At 65.9% G+C, this 11,484-nt stretch carries 9 protein-coding genes; 4 read left to right on the forward strand and 5 right to left on the reverse strand.

All coding sequences use genetic code 11. The features are described from left to right. Positions 1 to 45: 45 nt before the first annotated feature. The gene (locus QH196_RS16755; RefSeq protein ID WP_280416731.1) at positions 46 to 792 is read right to left on the reverse strand and encodes a hypothetical protein; all 747 of its coding nucleotides are present in this window, start codon (positions 790 to 792) and stop codon (positions 46 to 48) included. Positions 793 to 1,241: 449 nt separating this feature from the next. Between QH196_RS16755 and QH196_RS16760 the strand changes: the two genes are divergently transcribed. Next, positions 1,242 to 4,493, forward strand: a complete 3,252-nt coding sequence (locus QH196_RS16760; RefSeq protein ID WP_280416732.1) for a heterodisulfide reductase-related iron-sulfur binding cluster — start codon at positions 1,242 to 1,244, stop codon at positions 4,491 to 4,493. A gap of 169 nt (positions 4,494 to 4,662) precedes the next feature. On the opposite strand, the gene QH196_RS16765 is transcribed toward QH196_RS16760, so the two are convergent. Then, the gene (locus QH196_RS16765; RefSeq protein ID WP_280416733.1) at positions 4,663 to 5,094 is read right to left on the reverse strand and encodes a PPOX class F420-dependent oxidoreductase; all 432 of its coding nucleotides are present in this window, start codon (positions 5,092 to 5,094) and stop codon (positions 4,663 to 4,665) included. 145 nt (positions 5,095 to 5,239) lie between these two features. On the opposite strand from QH196_RS16765, the gene QH196_RS16770 reads away from it, so the two are divergent. Further along, positions 5,240 to 6,019, forward strand: coding sequence for a phytanoyl-CoA dioxygenase family protein (locus QH196_RS16770; RefSeq protein ID WP_280416734.1), 780 nt, complete (start codon positions 5,240 to 5,242; stop codon positions 6,017 to 6,019). Positions 6,020 to 6,116: 97 nt separating this feature from the next. Then, positions 6,117 to 6,770 carry a Uma2 family endonuclease gene (locus QH196_RS16775; RefSeq protein ID WP_280416735.1) on the forward strand — a complete coding sequence of 218 codons (654 nt, stop codon included), beginning with the start codon at positions 6,117 to 6,119 and terminating at the stop codon, positions 6,768 to 6,770. 107 nt (positions 6,771 to 6,877) lie between these two features. On the opposite strand, the gene QH196_RS16780 is transcribed toward QH196_RS16775, so the two are convergent. The 3 genes from QH196_RS16780 to QH196_RS16790 form a co-directional block, all read right to left on the reverse strand. Beyond that, entirely contained in the window at positions 6,878 to 8,020 is a 1,143-nt protein-coding gene (locus QH196_RS16780; RefSeq protein ID WP_280416736.1) for an acyl-CoA dehydrogenase family protein, read from the reverse strand. After that, positions 8,020 to 9,252: an acyl-CoA dehydrogenase family protein gene (locus QH196_RS16785; protein ID WP_280416737.1), complete on the reverse strand. Its 1,233-nt coding sequence runs from the start codon at positions 9,250 to 9,252 to the stop codon at positions 8,020 to 8,022. Before QH196_RS16785 ends, QH196_RS16780 begins: the two co-directional genes overlap by 1 nt. A 133-nt stretch (positions 9,253 to 9,385) precedes the next feature. Then, a complete protein-coding gene (locus tag QH196_RS16790) occupies positions 9,386 to 9,922 on the reverse strand; it encodes a YdcF family protein (protein WP_280416738.1) in 537 nt (178 codons plus the stop codon). A gap of 191 nt (positions 9,923 to 10,113) precedes the next feature. Here QH196_RS16790 and QH196_RS16795 point away from each other — a divergent pair, with 191 nt between their 5' ends. Then, entirely contained in the window at positions 10,114 to 11,436 is a 1,323-nt protein-coding gene (locus QH196_RS16795; protein ID WP_280416739.1) for a UDP-glucose dehydrogenase family protein, read from the forward strand. The last annotated feature ends 48 nt before the right edge of the window (positions 11,437 to 11,484 follow it).

The following is an 11,484-nucleotide window of genomic DNA, read 5'->3' on the forward strand; positions in this document are numbered from 1 at the left end:
CCCCCCCCCCCCCCCCCCCCCCCCCCCCCCCCTACACGGGGTCGATCAGGGCTGTCCCGGCGGCTTACCGCCGTTGGCCCATTTGCTCTGTCCCGGTTCGGCCTGCAGAGTCTGCACCAGGTCCATCGCAGCGATGCCCAGGGCCGGACCGCCCAGCGCGATCGTCCCGAGGATGCCGCCGATACCCGCGCCGGCGATAGCGGCGGGGATGCAGCCGACCGCCAGCAGCGGCAAGCCGAGGATGCAGCCGACGAGCCCGCCGACCACCACACCTGCGGCCGTGCCGACGAAACCGCCGACCGCGGTGGCGATGGAGAACTGGGTGGCGAATTCGTTCATCGCCATCTGGTTCTCCGCCGGCGACGCGATGGGCTTGGCGGTGAGGTTCACCGCCTGGACCGGCTGCTGAGGCTGGACATCGGTCTTCTCCGGTGTCAACTCCAGAACCGTGTCATCGTTCTTCAATACCGGCTTCACCGGAATCTCGGTGCCCTCGACGGAGAGGTCGACCGGCCAGGAGACGACGACCGCACCGGTCTTGTCCTTGACCTGGACGAACTTTTCCTTCTCGGGCGCCGCGCCGGGCTCGGCCGCGATGGGCTGTACTTCTTCTTCCGAAATGGCGAAGGTGCCGCCCTGCAGCGTCGTGACGACGGTTTTCTCCACCATCTGCACGGAGTAGTTGATGGGCGCCGGGGCTTCGGGTGCCGGGTTGGCGTGAGCGGTGCCGAAGCCCACAGCGAGCGAACCTGCGGCCAGTGCTGCGACCACAGTGGATCTAGCGAGTTTCATCCAATTCCAATCGGCTGTGCGGCATGACATCCCTACGCGAGGGGGCCGATGTAACTCGGACCCGTGATCCTCCCCGAGCGTTATGAGATGTCACGCTTCCTGATAGATCGGGCTGAGCGTAGTCGAATGCGTTGGCAAAAGGCGATATTCGTTTCCCAACCGTAAGGAACCATTGGGGTAAGCCTGGCCTTAGCAAGGCTGTCGACAGCGGGCCCTTTACGGTGTTCATCAGCAAGAACAGTTATGGACCATCAACTGAATAAGGTGACATTGATCACGGGACCCCGAACATGGGAAAGCCCAGGCAGATGGGCTGACAGCGCAGCGGCGATCGTACACTGGACCCCAGTAGTTACCGGCGGGTAACTTACCGCCGGTTACGATACGAGCCGGACGAGGTTACTCATCGTTCCTCGCACCTCGTGTTGCCTCGAAAGAAAGGTCGCGACATGAATGCCCTGACAGTGACGCTGGGCACCTTGGGAGCGGCGCTCAGCCTGCTGTGTTGGGCGTCGTTCTTCGGCGGCGTCCGGGATATCGTCCGCGCCATCATGCTGGGCCAGCCCGCACCCGATCGCTGGCGCCCGTTCTTCCCGCGTCTCAAGCAGATGCTGGTGGAGTTCCTGGCGCATACCCGGATGAACAAGTTCCGGACGGTCGGCTGGGCCCACTGGCTCGTGATGATCGGCTTCATCGGCGGCGCGATCCTCTGGTTCGAGGCATACGGTCAGACCTTCGATCCCGCCTTCCACTGGCCGCTCATCGGCAACACCGCGATCTACCACCTGTGGGACGAGATCCTGGGTATCGGCACGGTCGTCGGCATCTCGACGCTGATCATCATCCGGCAGCTGAACCATCCGCGGGTGCCGGAGCGGCTCTCCCGGTTCAGCGGTTCGGCCTTCGGCGCGGCCTATGTGATCGAGGCGATCGTGCTGCTCGAAGGCCTGGGCATGGTCTTCGTGAAGGCCGGCAAGATCGCGACCTACGGCCACGCCAACGGCGCGACCGATTTCTTCACCATGCGGGTGGCCGAACTGCTGCCCGCCAGCCCGACCATGGTGTCGATCTTCGCCTTCATCAAACTGATGTCCGGTATGGCCTTCCTGTACCTGGTCGGCCGCAACATCACCTGGGGTGTGGCCTGGCACCGTTTCTCGGCCTTCCCGAATATCTACTTCAAGCGTGAGGACGACGGCGGCGTCGCCCTCGGTGCGGCCAAGCCGATGATGTCCAAGGGCCGTGCCCTGGATATGGAGAACGTCGACCCCGATACCGACACGCTGGGTGCGGGCCGGGTCGAGGATTTCTCGTGGAAAGGCTGGCTGGATTTCACCACCTGCACCGAATGCGGCCGTTGCCAGTCGCAGTGCCCGGCGTGGAACACCGGTAAGCCGCTCTCACCCAAGCTGCTGATCATGTCGCTGCGCGACCACGGCCGCGCCAAGGCGCCGTATCTGCTGGCCGGCGGCAGCAAGGACCCGGCCGGCGACGAGATCGGCCTGGTCGACGCGGATGGCAAACCCGACGAGGCGAAGCTGGCCAAGATCTCCGAGGCCGCCCGCGCCGAGGCCGAGCGGCCGCTGGTCGGCGAGGCCGAGGTCAACGGCATCATCGACCCCGAGGTGCTGTGGAGCTGCACCACCTGCGGCGCCTGCGTCGAGCAGTGCCCGGTCGATATCGAGCACGTCGACCACATCATCGATATGCGCCGCTACCAGGTGCTGATCGAATCGGAGTTCCCGTCCGAGCTCGCGGGCCTGTTCAAGAACCTGGAGAACAAGGGCAACCCGTGGGGCCAGAACGCCAAGGACCGGCTCAACTGGATCAACGAAGTCGATTTCGATATTCCGGTGTTCGGTAAGGACGCCGACAGTTTCGACGGCTACGAATACCTGTTCTGGGTCGGCTGCGCCGGCGCCTACGAAGATCGCGCCAAGAAGACCACCAAGGCCGTCGCGGAACTGCTGGCGACCGCCGGGGTGAAGTTCATGGTGCTGGGTCAGGAAGAGACGTGCACCGGTGATTCGGCGCGGCGTGCGGGTAACGAATTCCTGTTCCAGCAGCTGGCCATGCAGAACATCGAAATGCTGGATTCGGTGTTCGAGGGTGTGGAGCAGAAAAAGAAGAAGATCGTCGTCACCTGCGCGCACTGCTTCAATGCGCTCAACAACGAGTACCCGCAGGTCGGCGGCACGTACGAGGTGGTGCACCACACCCAGCTGCTGAACCGGCTGGTGCGGCAGAAGCAGCTGGTGCCGGTGGCGCCGGTGTCGCAGAACGTGACCTATCACGATCCCTGCTACCTGGGCCGTCACAACAAGGTCTACAACGCGCCGCGTGAACTGATGGCGGCATCGGGTTCGAACCTGGTGGAAATGCCCCGCCACGGCGAACGGTCCATGTGCTGCGGCGCCGGTGGCGCGCGGATGTGGATGGAAGAGCAGCTGGGCAAGCGCATCAATATCGACCGCGTGGACGAGGCGCTCACCACCTCCCCCGCCAAGATCGCCACGGGCTGCCCGTTCTGCCGCGTCATGCTCACCGACGGTGTCACCGCACGCCAGGAGTCCGGTCAGGGCGAGGGCGTGGAGGTCGTCGACGTCGCGCAGCTCATGCTCGAATCCATCGAGCGACAGCAGCCGGAACAGCTGACCGCCAACCTCACGGTCATCCAGGAACCCAAGGCCGAACCCGAACCCGAGCCGGAACCCGAACCCGAGCCGGTCGCCGAAGCTGCGGCCCCGGCCGCCGAGAAGGCGGCTCCGAAGGGCGGCGGCCTGGCCATGAAGGGTCCGGCGAAGGCACCCGGTAAGGGCCTCGGCATGAAGGGCGCCGCGAAGGCACCCGGGGCCAAAGCACCCGCCGCGGAAGCCGAAACCGGCGAAGCGGCTCCGGCCGCGCCTGCCAAGGGTCTCGGGATGAAGGGGGCCGCCAAGGCACCCGGCGGCAAGGGTCTCGCCATGAAGGGCGCGGCCAAAGCGCCCGGAGCCAAGGCCGAAACCGCGCCGGCGGAAACCGCTTCGGCCGAAGCCGGCGAAGCCAAAGCCGCTCCGCCCGTGAAGGGTCTGGGGATGAAGGGTGCCGCCAAAGCGCCCGGCGGCAAGGGTCTCGCCATGAAGGGCGCCGCGAAGGCACCCGGGGCCAAAGCACCCGCCGCGGAACCGGCTGAGGCCGAATCCACCACCGAGGCGGATACCACCGCGAGCTCGGCTCCGACCGAGTCCAAGCCCACGGTCGCCGCCAAGGGTCTCGCGATGAAATCCGGGTTCAAACGGCCCGGCCCGAAGGCCCCGGGAGCCAAGACCGCCGCTCCGGCAGCGGAATCGGCGCCGGCAGCCGATACTGCCCCGGCGGAATCCACGGCACCGGCCGAATCCACGGAGACCGAGCAGCCCACCGCGGCGACGCCGGCCGAGAGCAAGCCCTCGAAGCCGGCCAAGGGTCTGGCGATGAAATCCGGGTTCAAGCGCCCGGGACCGAAGGCGCCCGGCGCCAAAGCCCCTGCCGCCGAACCCGCGCCCGCCGCCGAAACGGCGCCCGCCGCCGAAGAATCGGCACCGTCCGAACCTGCCGCCGAAACCTCCGGATCGTCCGGCAACGGAACAACGGGTAACGGGTCCGGCGCGACTCCACCGACCGCCAAACCAGGTGCACTCGGCTTCAAATCCGGTGCTAAAGCGCCAGGTCGCAAGGGCTGATCACAGAACACAACCGAATGATCGACGGGTCCGGTGCGCTGAGCACCGGGCCCGTCGATCATTCCGCACCACCGCGCCTGACAGGCTCCGACTCTGTGCCGATGCCGCCTGAACCGATCGGCCAGTACTGAGCCGAAGCTCGCGGGACAGCGGGCGGCCGGCCCGGGGTTCAGCGCAAGGCAGCGCCGTACACGTGCTCGACCGAAAGTTTCATCAGCACTCGGCGGTCGGAGACCATGACCGACCGGTACTCGTCCCAATCCGGATGCTCGCCGGCGGCGGCACGGTAGTAGTCGACCAGTGCCTCGACCTCGGGGCCGTGCGGGTCGCTACCCGGACCGGTGAGCGTAACCGTGCCCTCAGCGGTCGCCCAGGCCCAGCCGTCGGCGCGGGTTACTTCCAGTGCCGCGCGCGGGTCACGGCGCAGGTTCACGGTTTTGGCCCGGCCCTCGGTCATCGAGACGTAGATGACGTCTGCGTCCCGGTCGTAGTAGGGGGTAACGGGCGAGAGTTGCGGCAGACCGTTCGATTTGATCGTGGCCAGGATGCCCAAACGCCCTTCGGCCAACAACGTGCGTGGATCGAACTGTGGGTTCGTCATATCCGGGTCCAAGTCGTGGGCGACGGTCGCTATTCCAGCGCAGCGCTCTGTGGCAGCAGATGGATTTGCGCCGCCACCCGGTCCGACCGGACGGCGCGCGGAAAATCACTGGCGCAGCCGCCGAAGTAGTGGGTCGAATAGGTGCATGCTCGACGACGAACAGGTGGCCTCGTTCATCGCCAACGGTTTCGTGCGCCTTCCGTGCGCGTTTCCGCGTTCACTGGCCGAGGAGTGCCGCGCGATCATCTGGCAGGATCTGAACGTCTCGCCGGATGAGCCCGATACCTGGCCCGCTCCGGTGGCAACTCGCCCCGATTACGCCTCCACCCCGTTCGTGGCCGCCGCCAATACCCCGCGCCTGCACGCGGCCTACGACAGGCTGGTCGGCCCGAAACGCTGGGTGCCCCGGACCAGCCTGGGCGGTTTCGTGATCCGGTTCCCCGGCAACGGTCCCGCAGTGCTCGACGGCTGGCATGTGGACGCGAGTTTTCCGGGACCGGAATCCAGCGCCAGCGACTATCTCAGCTGGCGAGTGAATATCCATTCGAAGAACCGCGCCCTGCTGATGCTGTTCCTGTTCTCCGACACCAGCGACGCCGACGCCCCGACTCGGATCCGTACCGGGTCCCACTTGGATGTCGCCCGAATTCTCGAGCCGGAGGGCGAAGCCGGTCTCGACGCCCGCGAGCTGGCCCGCCGCGCCGAACCGGCCACCGCGCACCGCCCCCTCGCCTACGCCACCGGCCGGGCGGGCGATGTGTATCTGTGCCACCCGTTCCTCGTCCACGCCGGCCAACCCCATCGCGGTACCGAGCCCCGTTTCCTCGCCCAACCGAACCTCAGCCCCGCCGATGCACAGCAGTCGGCCGAGCCGGATCCGGCCTCGCCGGTCGAGACTGCTGTTTTGCGCGCGACTCGGCGATAGCTCGATCTACGAGCGCTCAGGAGACTTGCCGTCGTATCACACATATGGGCAGCGCAACGGCATCGATAAGACGTCGAGCAGGGCATAACATGGCGCTATGTCCCTGCCGAACGCCGATCGTCCCGATCTCCCGGAGTACATGACGTGGGAAGAACTCGAGCAGCTACCCGAGGAGATCGCCGAGAATATCGAGCTTTGGGACGGCAGGGTCATCTGGCTCAGGCGTGGACCGAGCGAGCACCAGACGTTTACTCGCCGCCTCACGAACGCGTTCGAACGCTGTGCCCGTAAGGCAATGTCAGAAGTACCCGGGCAGTGTTGGCGTGTAGAAACCGAGACCAATGTCTTCCTTGGAAGTAGCGGCAAATCAAACTTCCTGACACCCGATTTCATGGTCTTCCGTTGCCTTGAAAATCCCTTCCAGGATGTCCGCGCCTCCGACGCTTTCCTGGTAGGGGAGGTACTCTCGCCTTCCAATACGCAAACGGATATGGAAGCCAAGAAAGCTCGTTACGCGAGCGCAGGCATCCCTTGGTACTGGGAAGTGACCATTGCGCAGGCCACCAGCGCCATCGCAACGGTTCGCGCGTACGGCCTGGAAACGGAGCCGGGGAAGCTGCCTGACGGTGTTCGCCCACTGCGGCCGGCCAATTATCTGCTGACAGGCGAATGGACCTCAGCAGACGAAGACGGTATCCACATCGATTTCCCGTTCCCGATCACCATTCCGTGGACCGAACTCGAGTACTGACGTAGAGGTACCGGGCCGGGCGGTGATCCCCCCTGTCGAGCCACCGCACGGCCCGGCACGGGTTTCCGCACCCCACTCGGGCACAGGTTGAGTGGGGTGCGGGCCGATCAGTTCGTCAACGCTATATAGCGGGCGAGGTGATCGGAGCTGTTGCCGAATTCGTATTCGATGGCGGTGAGCCGCTTGAAATAGTGGCCGATGGCCAATTCCTCGGTCATCCCCATCGCGCCGTGCAATTGCACCGAGTTCTGGCCGATGAAACGGGTCGCGCGGCCGATCGTGACCTTGGCCGCGGAAATGGCGCGGGCCCGTTCGGCGGGTTCGGCCTCGAGGGCGTAGGCGGCCAGGTAGGCGGCGGCGACGCTTTGCTCGAGTTCGATCAGCATATCGACCATGCGGTGTTGCAGTACCTGGAAGCTGCTGATCGGAACGCCGAACTGCTGGCGCTGCTTGGTGTATTCGACGGTGTCGTCGAGCACCTTGCGCATCAACCCGACCGCTTCGGAGGCCACCGCGGCGATGGCGTCGTCGACGGTGGCATCGATGATCGGCCAGGCCTGTCCTTCCGCACCGAGGAGTGCATCGGCAGGGAACCGGAATTCGGTGAAGGTGAGGTCGGCGGCGACTCGGTCGTCGATGGTGCGGTAGCGGTGCACCTCGACTCCGGCCGGCGGCGCGGCGGCGTCGAATTCCAGTAGGAACAGGGAAATCCCGTCCTGGTCGCGGCGTTCGCCGGCGGTGCGGGCGGAGATGATCAAGTGGGTGGCGATGGGCGCCCCGGTGACCACGATCTTGCTGCCGTCGAGGACCCAGCTGTCACCGTCGCGACGGGCGGTGGCCGAGACGTCGTGGCGCACTTCGCCGGACCCCGGTTCGAGCGCGGCGAAGGCGATCCGCGCACTGCCTTCGGCGATCTGCCGCAGCACCGCCTGGGCGGTTTCACCACCGGAGCGGCGCAACAGCCCGCCACCGACGACCACCGTGTCCACATAGGGTTCCACGACCAGCACGCGACCCAGTTCCTCGGCAATGATCATGGATTCGACCGGTCCGCCGCCGGATCCGCCGGTTTCCTCGGGCAGCGTCAGACCGAGAACATCCAGTTCGGCCAGGCCGCGCCAGATCTCCGGTTGCCAACCGGCCCCGGTCTTGACCGCGCTTCGGCTTTTTTCGAGGTCGTAGCGGGCGGCGAGAAACCCGGCGACCGCGTCGCGCAGCATCTGCTGTTCATCGGTGAAGGTGAAGTCCATCAGAGCCCCAATGCTGCCTTGGCGAGAATATTTCGCTGGATTTCGTTACTGCCCGCGTAGATGGAACCCGCGCGGTCGTTGAAGTAGCGCAGTGGTGCGACGGCCTGCCAGTCCTCGCCGCTGAGGTAACCGTCGGCGGGCGGGGTGTATTCGGCGATCGGTCCGCCGGGCGCGGTGGCGTGCGGCTGGTAGACCCGGCCGCGCGGTCCGGCCGCGGTGAGCGCGAGCTCGGTGAGCTGCTGGCTGAGTTCGGTGGACAGGATTTTCAGCATCGAGGAGGCACTGCCGAGGTCCTTACCGGAGGCCATGGCCGCCAGCGTCCGGAATTCCAGCACTTCGAGTACCTCGGTGCGGATGCGGGCGTCGGCGAGTTGGGCGGCGAAATGCGGGTCCGCGCTCAGTGGTTTGCCGTCGCGGCCGGGCTGGGTGGCCGCGGCGGTGGCGATGTTCTCGGCCATGGCCTGCAGCGCGGGTGCCATCGCCCCGCCGCCGCGTTCGTGGACCAGCAGGTATTTGGCGACGGTCCAGCCGTCGTCGATCTGCCCGAGCACATTGCTCTTGGGAACCCGCACGTTGTCGAAGAAGATCTGGTTCTGTACCTGCTCACCGGAGCTCATGACCAGCGGCCTGATCTCGATTCCGGGGGCGGTCATATCCATCAGGACGAAAGTGATGCCCTGCTGTTTCCTACCCTCGCGAGAGGTACGGACCAGGCCGAAGATCCAGTTCGCCTCGGTGGCGTGGGTGGTCCAGATCTTGCTGCCCGTGCAGCGGAAATCGTCGCCGTCGTCGACCGCGGCCATACTGAGCGCGGCCAGGTCGGAGCCTGCTTCGGGCTCCGAATACCCCTGGCAGAAGAAGACCTCGCCGGTGAGGATGCGGGGCAGGAAGTAGTTCTTCTGTTCCTCGGTACCGAACGCGATCAGCGCCGGGGCCACCATCCGGATACCCATCGGCGAGAGCGCGGGCGCGCCGGCCAGGGTGAGTTCGCGGCTGAAGATGTAGTGCTGGGTGAGCGACCAGTCGCACCCGCCGTACTCGACCGGCCACTGCGGCGCCGCCCAGCCCCGCTCGTGCAGGATGCGCTGCCATTCCAGGCTCGCCTCGTGGTCGGAGTAGACACTTGTCATCAACCGGCCCGCGGTGCTGATCTCGGGCGTCAGCTTCTCCGCCAGGAACGCCCGTACCTCGTCTCGGAAGGCCTTGTCGGCCTCCGACCAGTCGTAATCCATACACGCTCCCGAGGGCTTCATGCGTCGTCACAGCAGGTCCGGCGACTACCGGTGCTAGAGAGAATTTAGCCAGTTCTCTCTCATCGCGTCAAACTGAAGGCACATGCCCTCAAAGGTCGGGAAATGTTCCGGTTCACCGTCCGCAGCCCTCGAAAACCGCCTTCACATAGCTCGCCGATTGATACAGATAGTCGTAGGCCCACCGCGGTACCGAGAGGTCCGGGCGCGTGTCCACGAACAGCAACTCCCCGTCCCAGCATTTACCGAGCACATACCGGGCCCGCGAGATATGCGGGGTGAAGGTCACCACGATGACCCGGTCCCAGCCGTGCGCACGCGCCTGATCCGCCAGGTACCGGCCCTCACCCCGGGTAGTCCGCGGCGACGGATCGAAACACACCACCTCGAAGCTGTAACCGCCATGACAGATCCGGTTGATCAGCGGGCTGTCCTCGTACGGATTGGAAATCAGCACCCGCGGCGCGTAACCTTCCCGCGCCAGCCGCAACCCCAGCGCCTCCCGGCCGTCGTGCGCGCCACCGAGCACGAGGATCGCATCGGCCGGCGCGGGTTGCTCGCGTTGCGGACGAACGTAGACCGGCCACAGTGCGAGCACGAACACCACGACGGCGACCGCCCCGGCGGCGAGGAGGGTCGTTCGGCGGCGCATCGCCGCGATCCTACGGGCAGCCGCGGAGTAGCAGCCGAGTACGCACCGGGTCGGACAGAACGCGACGGCACAACCCCCACGGGGAGGTTTCCGCAGGCCGACCGGTCCCGTCGTCGGGTGTACATCTGCTGTTGCCCGGCCTCTCGCCCCAGTTTTCTGGTGTGGCCACCGGCGCGGATTACCAATCTTCTATGCGATGCACAGTCTTCGGCACCGGGTACCTGGGGGCCACGCACGCAGCGTGTATGGCCGAACTCGGTCATGACGTACTCGGGGTCGATATCGACCCGGGCAAGGTCGCGAAACTCTCCGACGGGGTCACGCCCTTCTACGAACCGGGCTTGGAGGCGGTACTGCGCCGCAACCTGGACGCGGGCCGGCTCCGGTTCACCACCTCCTACACCGAGGCCGCCGACCATGCCGACGTGCACTTTCTCGGCGTAGGCACACCGCAGAAGAAGGGCGAATACGCCGCCGACCTCAAATACGTGCATGCCGTGGTGGATACGCTGGCGCCACTGGTCACCCGGCCCTGCGTGATCGTCGGCAAATCCACCGTGCCGGTGGGTACCGCCGCCGCGCTGGGCGAACGCGCGCGGGCGCTGAGCACGGTGGATATCGAGGTCGCCTGGAACCCCGAGTTCCTGCGGGAGGGTTACGCGGTCCGCGACACTCTGCGCCCGGACCGGCTGGTACTCGGCGTCGACGGGTCCCGCGAACGGGCGCCGTGGGTACGCGAACTGATCGACGAGCTCTACGCCGATCTGCTCGCCGCCGAGGTCCCGTTCCTGCTCACCGATCTCGCCACCGCCGAACTGGTCAAGGTATCGGCTAATGCGTTCCTCGCCACGAAGATCTCGTTCATCAACGCGGTATCCGAGGTCTGCGAGGCCACCGGAGCGGATGTCACCGTGCTGGCGGACGCGCTCGGCTACGACGAACGGATCGGCCGCCGGTTCCTCAATGCCGGGGCCGGTTTCGGCGGCGGCTGCCTGCCCAAGGACATCCGGGCGTTCATGGCGCGTGCCGGTGAACTGGGTGCCGACCATGCCCTCGCCTTCCTCCGCGAAGTCGACAACATCAATATGCGCCGCCGCACCAAGATCGTGGATATGGCGGCCCGCGCCTGCGGCGGCTCCCTGCTGGGCGCCAACGTCGCTGTCCTGGGCGCGGCGTTCAAACCCGAATCCGACGATGTGCGGGATTCCCCGGCGCTCAATGTGGCCGGAATGATTCAGCTCCACGGCGCCGTGGTCACCGTCTACGACCCGAAAGCCCTGGAAAACTCCCGCCGCGTATTTCCCACGCTGAGCTACGCGACCTCGGTACGGGAGGCGTGTGAACGCGCCGATGTGATCCTCGTCCTCACCGAATGGCAGGAGTTCGCCGGATTGCGGCCGCAAGATCTCGACTCGGTGGTCCGCACCCGTTCGATCATCGACGGTCGCAATTGTCTCGATAAGGCCGCTTGGCGGTCTGCCGGATGGGTGTACGCAGGGCTGGGTACACCGTAGAGTCTGGTGAGCGAACCGTACGTACGGTTCCGGCCTCGGCGAAACAAC

It is taken from the genome of Nocardia carnea (assembly GCF_029868325.1).
GTDB lineage: Bacteria > Actinomycetota > Actinomycetes > Mycobacteriales > Mycobacteriaceae > Nocardia > Nocardia carnea_C.

Bases quoted from the DNA above. Each gene is read 5' to 3' on its own strand.
- QH196_RS16795 (WP_280416739.1), top strand. From the start codon at position 10,114: ATGCGATGCACAGTCTTCGGCACCGGGTACCTGGGGGCCACGCACGCA.
- QH196_RS16755 (WP_280416731.1), bottom strand. From the start codon at position 792: ATGAAACTCGCTAGATCCACTGTGGTCGCAGCACTGGCCGCAGGTTCG.
- QH196_RS16760 (WP_280416732.1), top strand. From the start codon at position 1,242: ATGAATGCCCTGACAGTGACGCTGGGCACCTTGGGAGCGGCGCTCAGC.
- QH196_RS16775 (WP_280416735.1), top strand. From the start codon at position 6,117: ATGTCCCTGCCGAACGCCGATCGTCCCGATCTCCCGGAGTACATGACG.
- QH196_RS16765 (WP_280416733.1), bottom strand. From the start codon at position 5,094: ATGACGAACCCACAGTTCGATCCACGCACGTTGTTGGCCGAAGGGCGT.
- QH196_RS16785 (WP_280416737.1), bottom strand. From the start codon at position 9,252: ATGGATTACGACTGGTCGGAGGCCGACAAGGCCTTCCGAGACGAGGTA.
- QH196_RS16780 (WP_280416736.1), bottom strand. From the start codon at position 8,020: ATGGACTTCACCTTCACCGATGAACAGCAGATGCTGCGCGACGCGGTC.
- QH196_RS16770 (WP_280416734.1), top strand. From the start codon at position 5,240: ATGCTCGACGACGAACAGGTGGCCTCGTTCATCGCCAACGGTTTCGTG.
- QH196_RS16790 (WP_280416738.1), bottom strand. From the start codon at position 9,922: ATGCGCCGCCGAACGACCCTCCTCGCCGCCGGGGCGGTCGCCGTCGTG.